Raw genomic sequence first — 22,610 nt, forward strand, 5'->3', positions numbered from 1 at the left:
TCAGTCGACCGAGAGTCGGATTGTGCCATGGCTCATCTCGAGGCCCATTGGATCGATCATGGTCATGGCCTCGCTCTGGGCCATCTCTTCCATCATTTTCCCGCTCGCCGCCAGTGCCGCTTCATGCGTCTGCCAGAACACGATGTCGACGAAGCTGCCGTCATCGCGTTCGGCGAGGTGACGCGACACAAATCCCGGCTGTCGCTGCAGCCAGTCGTTGATCGCCGCATTGGCGTCGATGAATTGCTGCCCGCTGCCGCGGGCGAGGCGGAAGGTGACGAGCTCGAGTGTCTGGGTCATCAAGAAACCCTCTCCGTTGTAACGCGGCAGAGGGTGTCGCATGGGTCGCCTGACACCGAGTGTCAGGGTTACCGCTGGCGGCTCACAATGTGAGCCGCTCAGCATCGGTCGGGTGGAATTGGGCGGATCAGAACTCCGCCCAGTCCCTGTCGATCGCCGCGTTGCCCTGGCTCAGATAGGAGCTGGCGGCCTGCTTCACGCGCTCCTGCAACCCCCTGATGCCACGAGCCGGCGGCGGCGTGACCTCGACGGCCCGGGTCGGCGCGCCGCCCGAGATGGTGAAGATATCGACGATCCGGTCGAGTTCGTTCACCTGTCCGTCGGTCTGCTCGATCGCAGCGTTGGTCTGTTCGACCAGCGCCGCGTTGTGCTGGGTCATCTCGTCGAGCTGACGCACCGCGGTGTTGACCTCTTCGATCCCCGAGGCCTGCTCGCGGCTGTCGCGCGCGATGCCGTCCATCAGCAGGTTGCTCGAACGCGCCGCTTCCAGCATGGCGGCCAGCCGCCCCGCCGCGTCCGCCACCAGCTTCGAGCCCGTCTTCACCTCGGTGCCCGATTGCTCGATCAGCGCTTTCACTTCGCTCGACGCACTCGCCGCCGACTGCGCCAGCCGCCGCACTTCCACCGCGACCACCGCAAAGCCCTTGCCGGCGTCGCCGGCGCGTGCAGCTTCCACCGAGGCGTTGAGCGCGAGGAGGTTGGTCTGGAAGGCGATATCGTCGATCAGCCCGATGATGTTGGAGATCTTGGCCGAGGACTGGGTGATCCGCTCCATCGCCGCATTGGCCTCGCCCATCACCTGGCCGCCCTCTTCGGCGGTGCGGGTGACGGTGCTGGCGACTTCGCTGGCCTCGCGCGCCCGTTCGGCATTCTGCAGCACGGTCACCGCCAGCTGCTCCATCGCCGCCGAGGTCTCCTCGATGGTCGCCGCCTGCTTGGTGGTGCGCTCGGAAAGGTCGTTGGCGCCCGACAGGATCTCGCCTGTCGCCGTCTTCAACGAGCGCGAGGTCGCCTTGAGCTGGCCAACGATATGGCTCAGCTTGTCGCCCACTGCATTGGTGTCGTCGCGCAGCCGGGCGAAGGCGCCTTCATACTCGCCTTCCATGCGCTTGGTGAGGTTGGTATCGGCCAGCGCCGCCAGCACTTCGCCGGTTTCGCCCAGCCCGCGGTCGACGGTCGCCACCAGGTTGTTGATCGAACCGGCAATGGCATTGAGCTCGGCATCGGGGAACTCGGTCTCCACCCGGCGGGAGAAGTCGCCGGCAACCGCCGCATCGACCACCTGGCCGAATGCCTTCTGCAGCTCGGCCATCATCGCTGTGCGGGCCTCCTGGTCGCGGATGATCCGCGCCGCTTCCGCTTCGGTCATTTCGGCAACCTTGAGGCCGTTATCGCGGAACACCTCCACTGCCTTGGCCATGTCGCCGATCTCGTCGCGGCGGGCGTGATAGGGCACCTCGACCTGGTAGTCGCCATCGACGAGCTTGCGCATCACGCCGGTCATCCGGCTCACCGGCTTGGCGATCGAACTGCCGAGCAGGAAGAAGGCCACGAGGCCCAGCGCAAAGACCACCAACCCACCGGCGATCAGCGTGTTGCGCTCGTTGACGGCGGCAGCGAGCAACGTCGCCTCAGGCACCGCGACCATCACCGTCCACTCGATGCCGAACTGCGGCAAGGGCAGGTTGGTGGCGGTGAGCCGCCACTGCTGGCCTTCGACCGGCACGCTGGCGTGGTAGTCGCCGGCCTTGGCGCCGCCCACCGCGGCGAGCCCGGCGGCGTCATTGGCAGGCTGGCCGATCAGCGCCGGATCCGGCGGCACCACCCAGTTGCCTTCGGCATTGATGATCCCGACCCAGCCGGTCCCGAGCGGACGATCCTGGCCGATCAGCTGCGCGAACACGCCGCCATTGTAGTCGACACCGACCAGGCCCACCGCCTTGCCCGCCTGGTCGCGAACCACCGAGGTGCTCGAGGTGTAGAGCATCTTGTCATAGAGGTAGGGGCCGACCAGAGACGGCGAGCCCTTGGCGAGCGGATCGAGGAACCAGTTCTGGAAGCCGCTCTCCATCGACAGGTCGAGCGCTCCCCAGCTGATCGCGCCGGTCTTCACGTCGCGAGTGATGCTCGGGCCGAAGAAGTTGGCCGGCAGCGCGAACTGCGATGCCATCAGCTCCGGATTGCTCGCCGTCGGTGCGTCGGCGGTGAGCAGCGACCAGATGCCGACGGCGTTGGGCACGATACCGATCTGGCGTTCGAACATGTCCTTGTAGGTGGCCGCCGTGACCCCCGGCGCCGACATCACCGAGGTCATCGTCTGGGCAATCGAGTCGGCGACCGCCGAGTGCTCCTTGAGCACCACTTCGATCCGCGCTGCCTCGGTCTGGGCGAGGCTGCTCAGCAGCTCGTCGGCAGTGGCTACGGCGCGCTCGCTGGCCGAGTTGACGACATAGAACAAGGCGCCGGCGATCGCCGCGGTGAAGACCGCTGCCGCGGCAAGGACGATTTTGCCCCGAAGCCTGAGCGTCGGAAGCCTGGGAGTAGATTTGGCCGGCATGGAGAGGTCGTTATCCTTCTGGAGTGTCGACAGGCTGAAATGCGTTCTGCGTCCATCCACGACCTGATCATGACGGCGTTAACATCGCGTCAAGTCGTGGCGTAGCCGACAGTCGAGCAGGAGAGGCAGCCGACGGCGGCCTCTCCTGCTCGCCAGGCAGGCCGCTCTAGAACTCGGCCCAATCCTTGTCGATCGCCGCGCTGCCCTGGCTGAGATACGACCTGGCGGCGTTGCGCACCTGCTCCTGCAGGGCGCGCACGCTCTTCGTCGGCGCCTCGGTGGCCCGCAGCGGCGGCGCCGCCGCCTCGGTGCGGAACACCTCGACGATATGGTCGAGCTCGGTGGCCTGCGCCTCGGTCTGCTCGATCGCTGCATTGGTCTGTTCCACCAGCGCCGCGTTGTGCTGGGTCATCTCGTCCATGGTGCGCACCGCGGCGTTCACCTCCTCGATCGCCGACGCCTGTTCCTGGCTGGCCCGGGCGATCGAATCCATCAGCTCGTTCGACGAGCGCGCCGCCACCAGCATGGCCTCGAGCTTGGCTGCGGCTTCCGCCACCAGCTTCGAGCCGCCCTTCACCTCGCTGCCCGATTGCTCGATCAGCGCCTTCACCTCGCTGGAGGCCCCGGCCGCCGACTGCGCCAGTCGCCGCACTTCCACCGCCACGACCGCAAAGCCCTTCCCGGCATCGCCGGCGCGGGCCGCTTCCACCGACGCGTTCAGCGCCAGGAGGTTGGTCTGGAACGCAATGTCGTCGATCATCCCGATGATGTTGGAGATCTTGCCCGACGAGTGGGTGATCCGCTCCATCGCTGCGGTCGCCTGCTGCATCACCTGCCCGCCTTCCTCGGCGGTGCGGGTCACCGTCGCCGCGACGTTCGAGGCATCCTTGGCGCGCTCGGCATTGGCCAGTACCGTGCCGGACAATTGCTCCATCGCCGCCGAAGTCTCCTCGATCGTCGCCGCCTGCTTGGTAGTGCGTTCGCTGAGATCGTTGGCGCCCGACAGAATCTCGCCCGTCGCCGTCTTCAGCGACCGCGAAGTGCCCTTGAGCTGTCCGACGATCTCGACCAACCGCTCGGCCACCGCATTGGTGTCGTCCTTGAGCCGTGCGAACGCACCGCCATACTGGCCGCCGACGCGCTGCGTCAGATCGGTCTGCGCCAGCGCGGACAGCACGGCGCCGGTTTCGCCCAATCCGCGATCCACGGTTTCGACCAGTTGGTTGACCCCGCGGGCCAGCGCGTTCAGCTCCGGATCCGGAAACTGCGCGCCGACGCGCCGCGAGAAGTCGCCCGCAATCGCCGCATCGACAACCGCGCCGAACGCCTGCTGCAGCTCCTGCATCATCTCGGTGCGCTCGACCCGGCGCTGCGTCGCAGCCAGCCGCTCGTCTTCAGTCATCTCGTTGACCTTGAGGGCGTTCTCCTTGAACACCTGCACGGCCTTGGCCATGTCGCCGATCTCGTCCTTGCGGCCGGCGCCCTGCACCTCGGTGTCGAGTTTTCCCTCCGCCAGCGCCGCCATCGTCTCGGTCAACCGGCCAATCGGCCGCGAGATGCTGCGCGAGAACAGCAGGCCCGCGACGGCCGCCAGCGCCAGCAGCCCGATGCCGATCAGCAGCATGGTATTGCGCAACTGCGCCACCGGGGCGAACGCTTCGTCCTCGCTCATCGTGGTGACCATGGCCCAGGTCGTCCCGTTGAACGTCACCGGCATCGCGTTGGCGATCATCCGAAGGCCGCGATAATCCGTGGTGACGCCTGTGCCGGTGTTTCGGGCCAGCGCCGCGTCGACCACCGGGTTGTCGTAGGCGGTGGTCAGCGTATCGTCGCCATCCGAGAAGACCGAATCCGAGCGCAGCAGCTTGTCCGCCCCGACATAGAAGCTCTCGCCGGTCTGGCCGAGCTGGCTGTTGTCCTGCAGCATCTGGTTGATCGGGGCGACCGGCATCTGGATCGCCATCACCCCCATCAGCTTGCCGCGCACATCGAGCATCGGAGTGGCGATGAAGCTCGCCGGCGCGCCGGCAATGGTGTAGACCGCGGCATCCTCATAGGCCACTTGTCCGCGCTCGGTCAGCGCCACCGCCTTGCGGAACACCCGGCCCAGCCCGCTGTCGGCGAGATCGCTGCCTTCGGCGAAGTTGGCGGCGAAATCGTCGTTCTTCATCACCGAATAGACCAGGTTGCCGGCCGGATCGAGGATGTAGAGGTCGCGGTAGCCGCGCATCTCCAGTTGCCGCCGGAACGTCGCCTGCACCTTGTCATGCGTGGTGTCGTAGTTGGTACGACCCCGGTCGTTGATGTCGAGCAACTGCCGCTCGCCGGCCGGGTGCGGGTTGTTGGTGATGAACGCCTCGCGCAGCACCACCACCGGGTCAGCCGGCGGCGTCGCCTTGGCGAAGTTCCGCCACGCAATGGCGAAATCCCGCGCCGCATTCACCGCGCTGTCGGTGGCCGCGCTGTTCACCAGGTCGGCTTCGATGGTCTTGAGATAGGTGGTGAACTTGTCGGCATGGGCGGATGCGACGGTCTGCATCTGCCTGGCGCTCATCTCGGCAACGATCGCCGAACCGACGAAATAGCTTCCGAGGCCTACGCCCAGGCTGACCACCAGCGCCGAGCCCACCATCGCCAATGGCAGTTTCTGCGCAATCCTGAATTTCGGAAGCCAACCCATGCCCAACTTTCCCCCTCGACAATCGACCTCGTCATGGGGGAGCAGCAATTCTGCCGCAGCGAGACGGAAGCATCCTGCTTCCGCTGTTCACGCCAACCTCATCCCCCGAGGCCCGTGTACAACGGCAGGAAGACTAGGGACGTCGCCTTAATTTAGGATTACGGGCTGATGCTTAGTTCGGCCAGTATTTTCGGCCGACCGTCAGCAGCCGGCCGCCCGGCGTACCAGCGCTGCGACAGGTCCTTGCCCGGCGAAGGACTGCCCGTCGGAACGGCCACTCGCGGCAAAATGACAAGGCCGCCCGAAGGCGGCCTGGCGCAGAAGACCGGCAAAGACGGGCTTAGGACAACACCCCGATCACCGCCTCGATCCGCTTCTTCATGGTCGAGGCGTCGAACGGCTTGATGATGTAGTTGTTGACGCCCGAGGAGATCGCTTCCTTCACCTGCTCCTTGTCGGAGCGGCCGGTGGCCATGATGAACGGCATGGCCTGCGTCTTGGGGTGCTTGCGGATGACGCGCAGCAGCGTCAGCCCGTCGATATCGTCCATGTTCCAGTCGGAGATGATCAGGTCGACACTGCTCTTTTCGAGCTTGCCGAGCGCATCGCGTCCCGACTTGGCTTCGACGATGTTGGTGAATCCCAGCTGGGTAAGGATGTATTTGCAGATGCCCCGCATCGACTGCTGGTCATCGACAATCATCACACTGACTGCACTTGCCTTCGGCATCGTTACGCTGCGCCTTCTAGCTGCCCGAAATACGCCCGGGTCGCGTATCGAAAAACCCTAGGGACATTCCGTTACCAAACCTTCAATCCGCTCCCGCGTTATGCTGCGGATTTGAGCCGGGTGAGCGCCGCCGCCAGCCGCGCCGCGATGGCTTCGACCGGCGCCTGCTCGATCACCGCGCCCTCTTCGAACGCCACCCGCGGCATGCCGTAGACCAGCGCCGAGGCTTGGCTCTGGCCCACGGTGTAGGCGCCTGCCTCCCGCATCAGCTTCAGTCCGCGCGCCCCGTCGCGGCCCATGCCGGTAAGGATGGCCCCGACCGCCATCGACCCCACGGTCTTGGCCACCGACTCGAACAGCACGTCGACGCTCGGCCGGTGCCCGGACGTCAGCTCGTCCTGCGTCACCCGGCATTTGAGCTGACCGGAACTGCGCTCGACGCGCAGATGGAAATCGCCGCGCGCCACATAGGCGTGGCCGGCGAGCAGCGGCATGCGATCCTCGGCCTCCACCACAGTGAGCTCGGTCAGCTCGTCGAGCCGACCGGCAAAGCGACCGGTGAAGCCCGCCGGCATGTGCTGCGCGACGACGATCGGCGGACAGTCGGGCGGCATCTGGCTCAGCACCACGCGGATCGCCTCGACTCCCCCCGTCGAAGCGCCGATGGCGATCAGCGCGCCGCTCGGCGCCGCCGCGGTGCGCACCGGCACATTGGCCGTCGGCGCCTTCATGGCGCGCCCTTTCACGTCGGAGTTGGCCGCCGCCCGCACCTTCTGCCGCAGGTTTTCGCCGAACGCCTCGAGCCCGCCCGACAGCGTCGCGTTGGGCTTGGCGACGAAATCCACGGCGCCCAGTTCCAGCGCCAGCAGCGTCTCGCTCGCGCCCTTGGTGGTCAGCGTCGAGACCATCACCACCGGCAGCGGATGGAGCCGCATCAGCTTGTCGAGAAACTGCAGCCCGTTCATGTTGGGCATCTCGATATCGAGGGTCAGCACATCGGGATTGAGCTCCTTGACCTTGGAGCGCGCTTCGATCGGATCCTCGGCGGTGCCGACGACGATGATGTCGCCGTCCTTGCCCAGCGTGCGGCTCAGCACCTCGCGAATGAGTGCGGAATCATCGACGACCAGCACCTTGATGCTCATGCTGCGTCCCTTGTTTTGTGCTGTGCGCGCGCCTGATAGATGGTCTTGCCGACCAGCCGGAAGCTGGCGCCCCCGGCGCCGAGATTTTCCGAGTGCCCGATATAGAGGAAGCCATCCGGCACGAGGATCGCCCCCAGCCGCGCGAACAGCTCGCCTTGCGTCTGCTTGTCGAAGTAGATGGCGACGTTGCGGCAGAACACCGCGTCGAACGGCCCCTTCATCGGCCAGGGGTTGTTCATCAGATTGAGCGGCTTGAAGGCGACGAGTTCGCGCGCCGCCATCGGGATCTGCACCTGCCCCGCCCCGGCGCGCTCGAACAGCGACGCCCGCTGGCGCGACAGCCCGTTGAGCTCGACCTCGGGATAGACGCCGCCTGCCGCCTTGGCCACCACGCTGGTGTCGATATCGGTGGCCAGGATACGGAAATCCCAGCGCTTCAGTTCCGGGAAGGCCGAGAGCAGGCTCAGCGCGATGGTATAGGGCTCCTGCCCTGTCGAGCAGCCGGCGGACCAGATGCGCAACTTCGGCCGCCCATTCGCCCCCATCCGCGGCCGCTGCGCCATCAGCTGACGCACATAGTTCTCGAGATGCTCGAAGTGGTGGTCCTCGCGCCAGAACCGGGTAAGGTTGGTGGTCAGCGCGTTGATGAAGTCCTGCGCATCGACCGGCGTGCCCTGGCGCTCAAGATAATCGAGATAGGCGTCGAACGAGCTCAGCCGCAGCGCGCGAACGAGCTTGCCCAACCGCGACACCACCAGGGTGCGCTTGGCCTCCGACAACGAAATTCCGGCCTGTTGATAGACGCGCGCCTTGACCCGATTGAACTCGCGGTCACTGAGGGCAAATTCGCCCTGATCCATATCGCCCCCTGCTGGGCCCCTTCTAGGCCCGCTTGCGCGCCGGCAGTTGCAGGGCTTTCGCCGCTTCCGAACCGACGGCAGCCACGCTGCCGTCCAGCCGGGCGATGGCGCCGCTGCCCTCATCCAGTGCACCGGCGATCATGTCCGTCTCATTGCTTAGATTCTCTAAATGTCCGCCGAGGCCGGAGAGAATCTTTTTGAGCGATGCCGCTTCCTCGATCGAAGCGCTGGCCTCGCGTCGCGAGGTGCCGACCAGCGCCTTGATCTCGCGTGCCGCCTTCTGCGTCGCCTGCGCCAGGGTGCGCACTTCGGCCGCCACCACCGCGAAGCCGGCGCCCTTCTCGCCGGCGCGCGCCGCCTCCACCGCGGCGTTGAGCGCCAACAGGTTCGTGCGGAAGCTCACATCCTCGATGCTCGACACCATGCGGTCGATCTCCGCCGCGGTGCTTTGCACTCCGCCGACCGAAGCGCTGGTGCGCTGCACCGCGAGCGCCGCGTCGGCCGCCAGCGCCACCGCCTGCCGCTCCAGGATCCGCACCGCCTGCGCCTTGGCGCGACCTTTCTCGATAGCGCTCGAGGCAACCGTGAGTCCGGCCCGGCTCTGGTCTGCGAGTTCGGCAAGGCTGGTGACACTCGCCCGGTAGCGGTCGATGGCGCGGAGGATCGCCTCCATCTTGGCTTCGAGATGCGCCCGCGCCATGAGCGCTTCCTCGCGTTCGATCAGGATGGCTTTGAGATCCTGTTCGAACTGCCTCAGTTCGGGCGCCAGCGCCCCGGCGCCCATCAGCAGCAGTGCGTCCACCGGTTCGCCGCGCAACAGCTGGCCGATTGCCTTCACCGATCTGTCGAACTGCTCGAGCGCACCGCCCAGCGCCTTCAGCGCCGGCGAATGCTGCATGCCCCAGTCGTCGAAGCGGAAGCCGGTGCGGCCGTTGGCGAGCGCGGTGACGAAGGCGTCGAGATCGTCGTCGGCGATGTGATAGCCCGCCGGGGTGAACTCGATGATCGAACGCCCGCCGCCCAGCTCGCGCCGTTCAGCCACATAGCGGCGGTCGCCGACGGTAACGATGCTCTCCTCGGCCATGTCGTCGAGCAGCACCCTGCCGCCCAGCACGTCGGAAATCAGCCCACCTTCCTCGGCCTTCGGCTCGGCCAGCACGAGACCGTTGCTGACCCCGAGGATCTCGCCATCGCCATCGACCAGCGCGGCCGGCTGCCTGAGGCTGCCGAATGCCGCCTTGAAATTGTAGGCCCGGTCGAGCCGGCTGCAGAGGCTCTGCACAATGGCTTCGAGACTGCTGGCCTCACCGGCCCGCACGCCCACCGCCTCGGCGATCGTGCTCAGCCGGCTCGAGAAGGCCCGGTCGGCGCGCCGTGCAACCATGATCGACCCAGTCGCCGCGGCGACTGCGGCGAGCAGCGCCACCAGCGCGCTCCACAGTCCCACCCCGAGCAGCAGCACACCACCACCCGCAAGCAGCAGCGCGGCAAGCCAGCATAGATTAGCGATGAGCGCCATGCGCAAGCGCCGCACGAATCACCGAGCCCCGTCAGGCCTCCCCAGGCCTTCACGGACGACCCTAGCGTGGGAATGGTTAATCAAATCTATACTTGGGCTGTCGGGCGTAACGACTTGGTAATGATGCGCGCTGGGCACGGGCCTTCGGCTCCCCTCCCCCTTGAGGGGAGGGGTGGGGGTGGTGAGGGACGCTCGGTGCTGACTGCACCACCGCCTCCCTCAATCCCTCCCCTCAAGGGGGAGGGAGGCGGCGTGGAAACTCCGGTGAAACCGGCGAGTCTCAGAACAGTTCGACGTCGTCGACCACCGGCTTGCTCAGCACGCTGCGGCGGCTCGCCGCCACGGCCAGTTCCTCTCTCGCGATCGAGGCGTTGGCGGCATTGTCGAGCCGCTTGACGAAGGCCCGGCCGGAATAGGGCTTGAACATCACCCGGCGGGCATAGGTGCCGCCGAGATCTTCCTTGCTCATCTGGTAGCCCTCGTCGGCGAGGAACTCGCGTACGAACTCGATGTTCTTGAGTCCGATATCGTCGAGCGCGCCGTTGATCTTGCCGCCGCCGAACACCTTGATCTCGAGGTTGGCCTTGCGGCCGGTGCCGCGGCTCAGCACCTTGTTGATCAATTGTTCCATGGCGAACGCCCCGTAGCGCGCCGAGGCGCCGTAGCGATCTGCCGCCGAGGCCGACTGCTCGGCCAACAGGAAGTGGTTCATGCCGCCGACATTGGCGACCCGGTCTCGTATGCAGGCCGAGATGCAGCTGCCGAGCACGGTCGAAAAAGTCAGGTCCACTTCGTTCGACACCAGGCAATCACCCTGGTGAACGGTCGTCACCACACCACGATCGAACTCGGGCGGCAGTGAACTCGACATGACCATGGTAACCGTTGGACCCGATAGGCTTCCATGTCATCGTTACCGGCAATTCCTTAGTGAAGCGCTAACCAAGAGCCTCGGGTCCGGCTGACGGCCCTCCGTTCGCAAGGAGCCATTCAGGATTCCGCGCTAGTGTGCGACGGCATTACGGGGGTTTCGTCTACATGTCTCTGCAAAGGCTCGCCCGCGAGCTCGATGAAACGGCGCGCCAGACCGCCGGCATGGTCGAAGGCGTGACGCAGGCCCTCGAACTGCTCGCCGACACCTCCCTCGCTGCCGACGAGGCCCGTCGCCAGGCCGCCCGCATCATCGTCAACGCCCTGCAGGGCCAGGACCGGATCGAGCAACGCTGCCAGAACATGGCGCTCGCCGTCCGCCAGTTCGCCCTCCTGCCACCCGACGCCCCCCGGCCGTTTACGACGAGATCTGGTCGAGCCTGGTGCTCGACGAGTTACGCGTCCCCGCCTTGTCGGGCAGCGCGAGTTTTGGCGTGCATGGCGAAGCCGAGCTGTTCTGAGGACGGCGCCTGGGCTGACTGATGGAGACGGCCCCCTCCCGGCCTCCCCCATAAAGGGGGAGGTGAAGAGTGAGGCTTTGTCTTCGATTGTGCCAAACCCACCGGCGGGGCACCTCCCCCTTCATGGGGGAGTATGGGAGGGGGCCGTCTTTGTCGGCAAGCGCTCAAACCACCTTGGCGCGCAGCTTGTAGCGCGGCTGGTCCCACGCTCCGGTCCGCATCACCTCGCCGAGGATTTCGGCAGCCCGTTTCACCTCGGCATAGCTCAGGTAGAGCGGCGTCAGGCCGAAGCGCAGGATGTCGGGCTCGCGAAAATCCCCGATCACGCCGCGTTCGATCAGCGCCTGCATCACCGCATAGGCCTGCGGGTGCCGCAGCGACACCTGGGTGCCGCGCCGCGCCGCATCGGTGGGGGTCGCGAGGCTCAGCTCCGGCGCCAAGCGCGCCACCTCGCCGGTGAACAGCTCGAACAGCTGGTCCGCCTTCGCCCTCAGCGCAGCGAGATCGACTCCGTCGAACACCTCGAGCGCCGCGTCCAAGGCCGACATCGACAGCACCGGCGGCGTCCCCACCCGCATCGCCCCGATGCCCGCTGCCGGGCGATAGGCATCGGCAAAGCTGAACGGCGCCGCGTGCCCCAGCCAGCCGCTGAGCGGTTGGCGCAGCCCGTCCAGATGCCGCGGCGCGGCGTAGACGAAGGCCGGCGCGCCAGGCCCGCCATTGAGATATTTGTAGCCGCAGCCCACCGCGAAATCGGCATCGGCGCCACCGAGATCGACCGGAAACGCTCCGGCCGAGTGGCAGAGGTCCCAGATCGTCAGGGCGCCGGCAGCGTGCGCCGCGGCGGTCAGCCCTGCCATGTCGAGCCGCGCCCCCGTGCGGTAGTTCACCTCGGTCAGGAGCAGCACCGCGACGTCATCGCCGAGCGCCGCCTCGATCTCTCCGGCTTGGACCAGCCGCAGCTCGTGCCCCTGCCCCATCAGCTCGGCGACACCCACCGCGATATAGGCGTCCGTGGGGAAATTCCCCTGCTCCGAGACGATCACCGTGCGGCCCGGCCAAAGCCGCAGCGCCGCCACCAGCACCTTGAAAAGGTTGACCGAAGTGGAGTCCGCCACCATCACCGTGCCGGGTGCCGCGCCGACCAACCGCGCGATCCGCTCCCCCACCCGCCCCGGCAGGTCGATCCAGTCATGCGTGTTCCAGCTGCGGATCAGCCCCTCGCCCCACTGCGTGGCGACCACCTCGGCCATCCGCCCCTTCACCGCGCGCGGCAGCGCCCCGAGCGAGTTGCCGTCGAGATAGATGACGCCATCGGGCAGGTCGAAGAGGGTCCGGGTGCGGGCGAAGGGATCGGCGGCGTCGAGGGCGGTGATGTCGGTCATGGGGTCTTCTACAGCATCCGAAGCAGCCTGTTGTCCACCGGCCGTCCCCCAGCGTCCCCTCTCCCTTGGGGGAGAGGGTCAGGGTGAGGGGGCCTTGCCGCAAACACGGAGCGCGTCGCCAGGCCCCCTCACCCGGCCCTCCGGGCCGACCTCTCCCCCAAGGGAGAGGTGAAGAGCCTACGCCACAACCTCATCGGCATGCCGGTGGATCGCGCCCATCACCTTGCGGCTCATCGCCTCATAACTGCGGTCATTGTCGAAACCGTCGACCAGGCGGAATTCGTGCATCATCAGGATGCGGTCGGCCAAAGCCACCATTTCCGGCAGTTCCGACGAGATCAGCAGGATGGCGAGGCCATCGTCGGCCAGCTTGCCGATCAGCTCGTGGATATAGGCCTTGGTCTTGATGTCGATGCCGACCGTCGGCTCGTCGATGATCAGGAGATCCACCTTGGCCGCGAGCCATTTGGCCAGCGATACCTTCTGCTGGTTGCCGCCCGACAGGTTCCCCACCGCCTGTTCGAGGCTGGGCGTGCGGATCTCGAGCTGCCGCGCAAAGGGCTCGGCCGCCTTCCGCTCCCCGGCCGCGGTCTGGAAGCCGAGGAACTTCGCCAGCCGGTCCCAGATGGTCATCGCCACGTTGAAGCGGATCGGGTGCAGCAGCACCACGCCCTCATACTTGCGGTCCTCGCTGAGATAGCCGATGCGGTAACGCTTCAGCGCTTCCTCCACGGAGCGGATCGCTGCCGGCTTGCCGTCGATCGACAGCGTCCCGCCGGTCAGTTTGTCCTTACCCACCAGCGCCCGCGCCAGCTCTGTCCGCCCCGCGCCGACCAGCCCGTAGAGTCCGAGGATTTCCCCGCGCCGTACCGTGAAGGAGATGTCCCGGTGCCCCGCTGCCGTTGCGATCGCCTGGGCCTCGAGCTTGATCGCCCCGGTGGCGGGCTTGGGCGGCCGCACCACCGCGCTGCGCTCGGCCCGTCCGATCATCGCCTCGATCAGCCGGCCGCGCGTCATGTTGGCCATCGGCTCGCCCACCAGCGTCGTTTCGCCATCGCGCAGCACCGTCACCCGATCCGAAATCGCCAGCACTTCCTCGAGCTTGTGCGAGACGAAGAGGATTGCCGCGCCCTGCGCCTGCAGGCGCTTCACCAGTGCGAACAGCGCCTCCGCCTCTTCGCCGGTCAGCGAGGCGGTGGGTTCGTCGAGCAGCAGCACCTTGGCTTCGTGGCTCAGCGCCTTGGCGATCTCCACCATCTGCATCTGCGCCACGCTCAGGTGCCGCACCTCGGTCCGGGTGTCGACGGTGAGCCCGATCATCTCGAGGTACTTCTTCGCCTCGGCATTGGCCGTGGCATAATCCACCAGTCCGGCCCGTCGCGGCAGGTTTTCCAGCAGGATATTCTCGGCCACCGAGAAGCGCGGGATCAGGTTGCGCTCCTGATGCACCGCCGAGATGCCCAGCCGGATCGCATCGCGCGGGCTCGAGAGCGAAATCTCCTGCCCATCGAGCAGCAGCCGCCCCGCATCGGGGCGATGCACCCCGGTGATGATCTTGATCAGCGTCGACTTGCCGGCGCCGTTCTCGCCCATCAACGCATGCACCTCGCCCGGTTTGAGCTCCAGCGATGCGTCCTTCAATGCCCGGACGCCGGGGAAGGACTTGCTCGCCTTGTCGACCGTCAGCGCCATCAGCTCTCTCCCACCCGGATGGCTCGGTAGCGGTTGAACCACACCGCGGCGAGGATCAGTGCACCGAGCAGGAACTGCACCCAGTAGGGGTCGACCTTGACCAGCACCATGGCGTTCTGGATCAGCCCGATCAGCATCACCGCGAGGAGCGTGCCGACGATCGAGATGGCCCCCCCGGCGAGACTCGCCCCGCCGATGATCGGCGCGGCGAACGAGATCAGCAGCCAGTCCGAGCCGATGGTGGGCTGCGCCGAGCCGAGCTGCGCCACCGCGAGAATGCCCGCCACCGCGGCCAGAAGCCCCGACAGCACGTGCGCCGAGATGATCGCCCGGGGTACCGAGACACCGCTCAGTTGCGCCGCCGGGGCGTTGCCGCCCACCGCCAGCATGTGCCGCCCCGGCACCGCCCGCGCAAAGAACAGCGCCAGCACCCCCGTGACGATCAGTGGCACGATCAGCAACAGCGGGAACAGCCCCAGCCGTCCGTTGCCGAACGCCACGAAATCGGCCGGCAGGTTGTAGAACGGCACAGCCTTGGTGATCCCGAGGTTGATGCCGGCAAAAGCCGAGGCCGTCGCCAGCGTCACGATGAACCCATTGATGCCGGTCCTGACCGTCAGCCAGCCATTGACGAAGCCGGCTGCACCACCCGCGGCGACGCCAATCATGATGGCGGGCAATGTCGGGATGCCAAGCGCGTCCATCAGCCCGCCGGTGACCACCGCCACGAGACCACCCAGCGCCCCGACCGAGAGGTTCATCTGCCCGACGCCGAGCATCACCATCTGCGCATAGGCGACCAGCAGCGACACGCAGATCGAACGCAGCAGCACGAACAGGTTGAACTCGGAAAGGAACGCCGGCGCGCTCAGCGCCAGGGCAATGCCGCCGACGATGATGCCGACGAGGATTCCCGACCATTGCAGGCGGAAGAACGCACCCATCACGCTCGCCTCGCCTGCTCGCGCGCCACATAGGCGGCACGCCCGCGCTCGATCAGGATCGCCGCGAGCAGGAACGCTCCGAGGAACAGCGGCAGCCAGAAGTTGCCGATCTCCAGCACCAGCAGGCCCGAGCGGATGGTCGAAACCAGCAGGGCCCCGAGGACCGTTCCCACCACCGAAACGATGCCGCCCGATAGCGCCGTGCCGCCGATCACCGGCGCGAGGAAGCTCGGCAGCAGCCAGTCGTCGCCCGCCACCGCCGGCATCGCCGCCGCCAGCCGGGCGGTCAGCATCAGCGCCGCGGCAGCCGCCAGGACGCCTGACAGCGCATGGACGAAGACGATGGTGCGGTCGACCGGAATGCCGCTCATCTCGGCCGCCCGCGCATTGGCGCCTACCGCGAGGATCTGTCGTCCCAGCGTCGAGTGCTTGAACAGCAGGTAGAGCCCGAGCCCGATCAGCAGCGCCACCACCGCGAGGCTGGGGATCGCCGGCAGGCTGCCGATCGCCGGGCCCACCGCGCTCTTGCCGAACGCACCGAATTCCGGCGGCAGGCCGTTCAGCGGCACCGCCTTGGTGAGGATCAGCATGCCGCCGGAGAAGAGGCTCGCGCTCGCCAGCGTCACCACGAAGCTGTTGACCCCGGTCTTGACGATGGCAAAGCCATTGAGCCAGCCGAGCAGCGCCCCCAGCGCCAGCGTACCGGCAATCGCCACCGGGATCGGCAGGCCCAGCACCTGCATCAGGTAGCCCGAGAACATCACCGCGCAGACCCCGATCGCCCCAACCGAAAGGTTCATCCCGCCGGTCGCCAGCACCACCATCTGGGCGAAACCGACCACGATATCGACCGCTACCGAGCGCAGCAGCGAGTTGAGGTTGAACTTCGACAGGAACCCGGGCGAGAGGTTGGCGAACACCGCCCACAGCACCACGAGGATCAGGAACAGCCCGACCTGTGTCGAGCCGCGCAGCAGGAATGAGGTGAGCGAACGGCGAGGGGCCGGGTCCATGGTCGAGGCTGAACTCGGTCGAGGCTCGGCGTCAAGCGCAGAGGTCATTGCGGGGTCTCTGGTGCGAAACAGTTGACAGACGGCCCCCTCCCATCCTCCCCCATGAAGGGGGAGGTGCCGCATCGAGTGCTTGGCACGATCTCGACCAAGCACCGGCCCTTCTTCACCTCCCCCTTCATGGGGGAGGCCGGGAGGGGGCCGTCTCTATCAGTCAGGTCTCAGATCACGGGCAGCTCAGGAACTTGTCCTTGAAGCTCGCCTGCAACTCGCCGGTCAGCTTCTTGAGGTCATCCTTGTAGCTCTCGAGGTTGGCCGCGTTGATCAGCAGCGTGCCCGAGTCGATGAACTTCGCCGTCTGCGGCGTGGTGATGAACGGCGCATCCGCCTTCACCGTGCAGCCCTCGGCGAGGAGGTCGACCGCATAGGCCCCGATATAGCCTTGGCCATAGGGGTTCTGCGCCATGGTGCCGGAAACGAAGCCGTCCTTGATGCCGTCGAGCACGATCTTGTCGTCGTCGATGCCGATCAGCTTGATCTTTTTGTCGCCGAGGTTCTTCAGCGCCGTCGCGGCGACAACCGAAGAAATGTAGCCAGTGGCAATCATGCCGCCGATCTGATCCTTCTGCGCGGCGAGCAGCGCGTTGATCTTCTGGTCGCCCTGCTCCTGGTTGTCGGTATCCCCCAGCGTCTGCAGCAGCGTCACCGCGCCATTGGTCTCGGCCACTGCCTTTTCCACCGCCTGGACGCGCAGCGTGGTGTTGGGGTCGACAAGAAGCCCGGCCAGATGCACCACCGCGCCCTTGCCGCCCATCGCCTCGATCAGCGCCTTGGTGCCCAGATACGCCGAGGCGTAGACGTCGGTCGCCATGCAGAACGCAGTATCGGTGGGGTCCTGCGCGCAGCCGCCCAACGCCACGGCCGGGATATCGGAACCCTTCAGCTCGGCGATCGTCGAGTTCACCCCTACCGCGTCACCCGGGAAGTAACCGATGCCGGCATAGCCCTGCGCCGCGAGGCTCTCGAACAGTTCGGTCTGCAGCTCCAGCTTCCACTCGGCCGGCACTTTGTACTCGACCGAGGCGATGCCGAAATCCTTCTGCGCATCCGCCGCAGCCTGCTCCCAAGGCGCGAAATACGGGTGCGGACCGCCCGGCACGAGGGCGATCTTGTTGTCCGACGCCATCGAAGCGAGCGGCGACAAAGCCACGCCCAGGGCGAGGCCCACGGCGAGCGCGCCGCGCATACGGGTAACCTGCATGATCTTCTCCCTTTGTCGGCAGATGCCCCCAAATCCTCCTCGGGCAACATCGGCTCTGTTCAAGGCGTAGCACTAACGCATATCGCATGCAATATTCTTTCCATTGACTTTCCTCGCCCCTCTGCTGTTATGGCGCCGCCTTCGGCGAGTGAGGGAGGAAGGCGTGGACGATTGCAACGACGGGCGCCCCGACCGGTCGCGCCTGAGGGCCGAACTGCGCCTGATGCTCGAGGCGGCCGAACGCGCCGGCACGCTCAGCAACGACCGGCTCGGGGTGGTGAAGGCACGCGCCGCCTCGGAACTGAGCCTCGCCGCCTACTGGGACAATAAGGACGAGCTGCCTCAGCCGCTCAGCTTCACCATCGGCGATCCCGCCATCCGCTGCCGGCTCTATCGGGGCGGCGATGTCGACGGCACCCTCCTGTTCCTCCATGGCGGCGGCTGGATGGTCGGCAGTCTCGACACCCATGACGGCGCCGCCCGCGCCCTTGCCAGGGCCGCCGGCTGCAACCTGCTCTCGGTCGAATATCGCAAGGCCCCCGAACATCCATTCCCGGCCGGCCTCGACGATGCCGAGCGGGCGCTGCGCTGGGTCATTGCCGAAGGCGGCAGCCTGGGCTTGGGCAACCGCGTCATCCTCGCCGGCGACAGCGCCGGCGCCAACATCGCCGCCGCCCTGGCGCTGCGCGCCCGCAATGCCGGCATCATCCTCGCCGGCCAGATGCTGATCTACCCGGCGACCGACCTGGCGCACGAAACTGCCAGCACCGCCGCCTTCGCCCGCGGCTTCTTTCTCTCCCGCGCGACGCTGCGCTGGTACATCGCCAATTACCTCGCCGGCGCCGACCCGACAGATCCAGAAGCCTCGCCGCTGCTCGCCCCCGACCTCGCCGGCCTCTGCCCCACCCTGCTGGTCACCGCCGACCACGACCCGCTGCGCGACGAAGGCCGCGCCTATGCGGCCCGTCTCAGCCAGGCCGGCAACGCGGTGACGTTCCACGAGTGGCCCGGCACCACCCACGGCTTCATGATCATGGCCGGGGTCACGCCGGCCGCGCGGGAGCTGATCGGGGTGATGGGGGCGTGGGCGAGGGAGATGTGGAGCTGAGCTGCCGGAGCGTCTGGCCACCCACACCCTTGATCCCTCCCCACAAGCGGGAGGGAAACCCGACTGTAGGCTCTCGGCTCCATCGCCTCCCTCCCCCTTGTGGGGAGGGTAGCGCAGCTTCGGGTCGCCGGCCCGTAGCGAAGCTGGGTGGGGGTGGCCATGCGCTAATGTCGCCACGGGGCACTCCACATACGACTTTAGTATCAGTCTTTCCATAGACTTTAGTCTAATCTCTGCCGATCCTGCCTTGACGCTGGCGGCACCCCCGCGGAAGGTGCGGGCCGACAAGCGGGGCATTCCCGCGAGGGACGAGGAACCTTCATGGCACCAGTAACTATCAACAAGGCCGGCAAGCACTATGGCGGCTTCGAAGCGCTGAAGGGCGTTTCGGTCGATATCGCCGACGGCGAGTTCGTCGTGCTCGTCGGCCCGTCGGGCTGTGGCAAGTCCACGCTGCTGCGCATGATCGCCGGCCTCGAGGAAATCACCTCGGGTGAGATCGGCATTGGCAACCGCGTGGTCAACGACCTGCCGCCCAAGGAACGCGACATCGCCATGGTGTTCCAGAACTACGCGCTCTACCCGCACATGACGGTGGCGCAGAACATGGGCTTCTCGCTGAAGCTCAAGGGCGTGCCCAAGCCGGAGATCAAGGCCAAGGTCGATCGCGCCGCGCAGATCCTCGGCCTCGAGAAGCTGCTCGACCGTCAGCCGCGCCAGCTCTCGGGCGGCCAGCGTCAGCGCGTCGCCATGGGCCGCGCCATCGTGCGTGATCCGCAGGTCTTCCTGTTCGACGAGCCGCTGTCGAACCTCGACGCCAAGCTCCGCGTGCAGATGCGTTCCGAAATCAAGGAACTGCACCAGCGGCTGAAGACCACCACCATCTACGTGACCCACGACCAGGTCGAAGCCATGACCATGGCCGACAAGATCGTGGTGATGCGCGATGGCGTCATCGAGCAGATGGGCACCCCGCTCGATCTCTACGATCGTCCGCTCAACACCTTCGTTGCCGGCTTCATCGGCTCGCCGTCGATGAACTTCATCAACGGCTCGGCTGCCGATGGCGGTTTCAAGACCACCGACGGCATCCTGCTGCCGGCCGTCAATGCCCCGGCCAATGCCGCCATCTACGGCATCCGCCCCGAGCACCTGCACCTCGACCCCAACGGCATCGAGATCGAAGTGGTGGTGCTCGAGCCGACCGGTTCCGAGACCCAGGTCATCGGCCGCCTCGGCACCCAGTCGATCAACGGCATCTTCCGCGAGCGCATCACCGCGCAGCCGGGCTCCAAGATCAGGGTGGCGCCGGACCTGTCCGTCGTCCACCTGTTCGACAAGGACGGCAAGCGCGTCAACTAAGCGCTGCGAAACGAAATGCGAGGCCGCCGTGGGCAACCACGGCGGCCTTCTTGTTTGTGGGTGTGGCTGTGGCGTCCCCCATGTCTGGCTGGATCCCGCCAAATACACTGAGCGGCACCTCCCCCCTTGTGGGGGAGGCTGGGAGGGGGGTGGCCACAAACACCGGCAGGTGAAAAGGCGCCACGACACTTCTAACATTGGGCGTGCGGCCCCACCCCTCCCGGCCTCCCCCATCAAGGGGGAGGTGTAGGGCGGTGGGTTGAGCAGGATTGTGCCCAGAACAGGCACGCCGCCCGACCTAATGCGCTCTTGGCCCGATCAACCGCGACCGCAGTGCATTGGAGAGGTTGTCGAACACGAACACCACGATGAGGATCAGCAGCACCATGTACGCCACCTTGTCCCAGTCGGAATTGGTGCCCATCGCCTCGAGCAGCTTCAATCCGATGCCGCCGGCGCCGACCGCCCCGATGACCGTCGCCGAGCGGGTGTTGCTTTCCCAGAAGTAGAGCGACTGCGAGATGAACACCGGCAGCACCTGCGGCACCACGCCGAAGCGGTTGACCACGCTCTCCGACGCGCCGACGGATTTGACGCCTTCGCGCTGCCGGTCGTCGACATTCTCCAGCGCCTCGGCATAGACCTTCCCCAGCGCCCCGGCGTCGGTGAAGAAGATCGCCGCGATTCCCGGGATCGGCCCCGGGCCGAAGCCACGGGTGAAGAACAGCGCCCAGATCAGCATGTCGATCGAGCGCAGGAAATCGAACGTCCGCTTCATCAGCCAGTTCACCGGCCGCGACCGCGTGATGTTGCGCGCCGCGATGAAGGCCAGCGGGAACGCGAACAGCGTCGCAAGGAGCGACCCGACAAAAGCCATCACCAGCGTCTGCAGCAGCTTGGAGAGGATATCGCCGTGCTGCCACACCCCATTGCCGAGGAAATCCTTCACCGCGGTATCGAAGTTCGAGCGGGCCGGGTCGACGCGCTCGGGGCTCAACATCAGCTGCAGCACTTCGAGCGGGTTGAGCCCCCAATAGGCCGAGCGCGTGTCGAACCAGAAGTTGGCCCAGCCGAGGAAGCGGCGCTGCACGTAGACCTGGTTGCCGCGGATTTCCGCCTGCCCGGCAAAGCCGTAGTCGACCACCACCTTGCTGGGGTCCTGGCGCACCGCGCCCGGTGCATCGGCAGGCGCGGTCACCGCGTCGGGGCCGATGGTGACCGGGTAGGCCGCGCCGTCGACATAGGCGGTGACCAGCGTCGGCGTCACCTCCAGCCGGTTGGCGTCGCCGCCGAACGTCACCGTCATCGAGCCGTCGTCATGCGGGGTCAGCCAGTCGATCTTCGCGTCGGCCGGATATTGTCCGCGGCTCGACCAGGTGGCCGTCACCCTGCCGTCGGCGAATTTCAGCCGGGGCTGGGCCCGCCACGAATACCAATCCTGCAGGTACAGCGCTGCGCGGTCCCATTTGCCGTTCTCGAACGCCGGACCGACATTGAAGAACGCGTAGCAGAAGCCGAGATAGAGCACCGTGACCACGAGACCGATCAGCAGCGCCCAGCGCTGCCACCACGGCTTGTGCAGTACCGCGGCGTGTTCCGCTTTCAGCCGCGCGCGTTCGGCGCCATCCATTGCGAGCACGTTCGACATCACGCCGCTCCCCGTCCGAATTCGAAAGCCTGCTTGCCGACCAGCCGGCGCCGCAGCCAGCCTGAGAACTGATCGACAGCGATGATGGTGACGAGCAGCAGGATGATGATGGCGTAGGTCTTGGCCGCGTGGTTGTTGCCGATCGACAGGCGGAACGCCTCTCCGATACCCCCGCCGCCCACCGCGCCGATGATGGTCGAGGCGCGCACATTGATCTCGGTGCGCAGCAGGGTGTAGCTGACGAAATTCGGCAGCACCTGCGGCAGCATGCCGTAGCGCACCCGCTCGAGCCAGGTGGCGCCGACCGCCCGCAGCCCCTCGTCGGGCTTCATGTCGGCATTCTCGACCACTTCGAAGAACAGTTTGCCGAGCGCGCCGATGGTATGGAGCGAGACCGCAAAGATCGCCGCAATCGGGCCGATCGACAGGATGGCGGTCAGCAGGCCCGCAATGACGATCTCGGGGAAGGCGCGAAGGATTTCCATGATGCGCCGCACCACGAAGCGGACGGCGCCGGCGCCGACCAGGTTGGTGGCGGCGAAAAAGCAGAGGCAAAAGGCGAGCCCGCCGCCGATGATGGTGGAAACGATCGCGATGTTCACCGTGACGACCAGCTCGTAGATGAAATGCGGCACGTAGAGCGTGTCGGTGAAATACATCCGCTGCGAGGTGAAATCGTACTTCATCGAGCCGTCGGCATAGGGCGACGGCAGGTCGAACATGGCTCGAAAGATCTCGAGCGGATCGTTAGGCACGAAGCTGCGAAGGAAATCCAACAGGTAGGGCAGCCGCTCGAAGAACTTGCCCGAGTTCGCCGCGTTGGCGAAGTTGAGCGACAGGGCGAGCACGATGGCAAACACCCCCAGCGCAATGAGGGAATAGACGCGCCGGGTGCGGATCTGCTGGCGATAGTGACCGTAGATGGTCCGCGTCGCCTCGCTGAGGCCGCCGGCTGGCTGGTGCGCGATATCCGCCATGTCCTGCTCCTGATGTCGAAACGGCGGCGCCCCCGGGGGCA

The 22,610-nt window shown here is 66.5% G+C and carries 18 protein-coding genes; 3 read left to right on the forward strand and 15 right to left on the reverse strand.

From position 1 onward, the window contains the following. From APS40_RS08165 to APS40_RS08200, 8 genes are all read right to left on the reverse strand, one after another. Positions 1 to 300 (reverse strand): antibiotic biosynthesis monooxygenase family protein, encoded by a 300-nt coding sequence (locus tag APS40_RS08165; RefSeq protein ID WP_055046568.1) that lies wholly within the window; start codon positions 298 to 300, stop codon positions 1 to 3. Positions 301 to 427: 127 nt separating this feature from the next. Beyond that, entirely contained in the window at positions 428 to 2,917 is a 2,490-nt protein-coding gene (locus APS40_RS08170) for a methyl-accepting chemotaxis protein (protein WP_236884223.1), read from the reverse strand. A 106-nt stretch (positions 2,918 to 3,023) separates the two neighbouring features. After that, the gene (locus APS40_RS25300; RefSeq protein WP_055046570.1) at positions 3,024 to 5,537 is read right to left on the reverse strand and encodes a methyl-accepting chemotaxis protein; all 2,514 of its coding nucleotides are present in this window, start codon (positions 5,535 to 5,537) and stop codon (positions 3,024 to 3,026) included. A gap of 340 nt (positions 5,538 to 5,877) precedes the next feature. Then, complete coding sequence (locus tag APS40_RS08180) at positions 5,878 to 6,240, reverse strand: response regulator (RefSeq protein ID WP_236884224.1); 363 nt, start codon at positions 6,238 to 6,240, stop codon at positions 5,878 to 5,880. 125 nt (positions 6,241 to 6,365) lie between these two features. Then, positions 6,366 to 7,412 (reverse strand): protein-glutamate methylesterase/protein-glutamine glutaminase, encoded by a 1,047-nt coding sequence (locus APS40_RS08185; protein WP_055046572.1) that lies wholly within the window; start codon positions 7,410 to 7,412, stop codon positions 6,366 to 6,368. Beyond that, on the reverse strand, positions 7,409 to 8,272 hold the full coding sequence (locus APS40_RS08190) for a CheR family methyltransferase (protein ID WP_055046573.1): 864 nt from the start codon (positions 8,270 to 8,272) through the stop codon (positions 7,409 to 7,411). Before APS40_RS08190 ends, APS40_RS08185 begins: the two co-directional genes overlap by 4 nt. A 22-nt stretch (positions 8,273 to 8,294) precedes the next feature. Continuing rightward, complete coding sequence (locus tag APS40_RS08195) at positions 8,295 to 9,791, reverse strand: methyl-accepting chemotaxis protein (protein WP_055046574.1); 1,497 nt, start codon at positions 9,789 to 9,791, stop codon at positions 8,295 to 8,297. A gap of 280 nt (positions 9,792 to 10,071) precedes the next feature. Next, positions 10,072 to 10,662, reverse strand: a complete 591-nt coding sequence (locus APS40_RS08200) for a hypothetical protein (protein ID WP_082434688.1) — start codon at positions 10,660 to 10,662, stop codon at positions 10,072 to 10,074. Between the two features lie 167 nt (positions 10,663 to 10,829). Here APS40_RS08200 and APS40_RS08205 point away from each other — a divergent pair, with 167 nt between their 5' ends. After that, positions 10,830 to 11,204, forward strand: a complete 375-nt coding sequence (locus APS40_RS08205) for a hypothetical protein (RefSeq protein ID WP_055046576.1) — start codon at positions 10,830 to 10,832, stop codon at positions 11,202 to 11,204. A 142-nt stretch (positions 11,205 to 11,346) separates the two neighbouring features. Here APS40_RS08205 and kynU read toward each other — a convergent pair whose 3' ends face one another. The 5 genes from kynU to APS40_RS08230 all read right to left on the reverse strand — a co-directional run bounded on the left by kynU (position 11,347) and on the right by APS40_RS08230 (position 17,474). Next, on the reverse strand, positions 11,347 to 12,567 hold the full coding sequence (gene kynU, locus APS40_RS08210; protein ID WP_055046577.1) for a kynureninase: 1,221 nt from the start codon (positions 12,565 to 12,567) through the stop codon (positions 11,347 to 11,349). Between the two features lie 177 nt (positions 12,568 to 12,744). Next, positions 12,745 to 14,259, reverse strand: coding sequence for a sugar ABC transporter ATP-binding protein (locus APS40_RS08215; protein ID WP_055046578.1), 1,515 nt, complete (start codon positions 14,257 to 14,259; stop codon positions 12,745 to 12,747). Then, the gene (locus APS40_RS08220) at positions 14,259 to 15,203 is read right to left on the reverse strand and encodes an ABC transporter permease (protein WP_055046579.1); all 945 of its coding nucleotides are present in this window, start codon (positions 15,201 to 15,203) and stop codon (positions 14,259 to 14,261) included. Before APS40_RS08220 ends, APS40_RS08215 begins: the two co-directional genes overlap by 1 nt. Further along, entirely contained in the window at positions 15,203 to 16,264 is a 1,062-nt protein-coding gene (locus tag APS40_RS08225; RefSeq protein ID WP_236884225.1) for an ABC transporter permease, read from the reverse strand. The genes APS40_RS08220 and APS40_RS08225 overlap by 1 nt, the downstream gene beginning before the upstream one ends. Positions 16,265 to 16,439: 175 nt before the next feature. Next, positions 16,440 to 17,474, reverse strand: a complete 1,035-nt coding sequence (locus APS40_RS08230; RefSeq protein WP_055046581.1) for a sugar ABC transporter substrate-binding protein — start codon at positions 17,472 to 17,474, stop codon at positions 16,440 to 16,442. 163 nt (positions 17,475 to 17,637) lie between these two features. On the opposite strand from APS40_RS08230, the gene APS40_RS08235 reads away from it, so the two are divergent. Beyond that, the gene (locus APS40_RS08235) at positions 17,638 to 18,582 is read left to right on the forward strand and encodes an alpha/beta hydrolase (protein WP_055046582.1); all 945 of its coding nucleotides are present in this window, start codon (positions 17,638 to 17,640) and stop codon (positions 18,580 to 18,582) included. 321 nt (positions 18,583 to 18,903) lie between these two features. Then, entirely contained in the window at positions 18,904 to 19,944 is a 1,041-nt protein-coding gene (locus APS40_RS08240) for an ABC transporter ATP-binding protein (protein WP_055046583.1), read from the forward strand. Positions 19,945 to 20,242: 298 nt separating this feature from the next. Here the strand turns inward: APS40_RS08240 and phnE (APS40_RS08245) are convergent, their stop codons facing one another. Both phnE (APS40_RS08245) and phnE (APS40_RS08250) read right to left on the reverse strand, forming a co-directional pair. Beyond that, on the reverse strand, positions 20,243 to 21,592 hold the full coding sequence (phnE, locus tag APS40_RS08245) for a phosphonate ABC transporter, permease protein PhnE (RefSeq protein ID WP_055046584.1): 1,350 nt from the start codon (positions 21,590 to 21,592) through the stop codon (positions 20,243 to 20,245). After that, positions 21,592 to 22,569 carry a phosphonate ABC transporter, permease protein PhnE gene (gene phnE, locus APS40_RS08250; protein WP_055046585.1) on the reverse strand — a complete coding sequence of 326 codons (978 nt, stop codon included), beginning with the start codon at positions 22,567 to 22,569 and terminating at the stop codon, positions 21,592 to 21,594. Before phnE (APS40_RS08250) ends, phnE (APS40_RS08245) begins: the two co-directional genes overlap by 1 nt. Positions 22,570 to 22,610 lie beyond the last annotated feature (41 nt).

This window comes from Devosia sp. A16 (genome assembly GCF_001402915.1).
Taxonomy (GTDB): domain Bacteria; phylum Pseudomonadota; class Alphaproteobacteria; order Rhizobiales; family Devosiaceae; genus Devosia_A.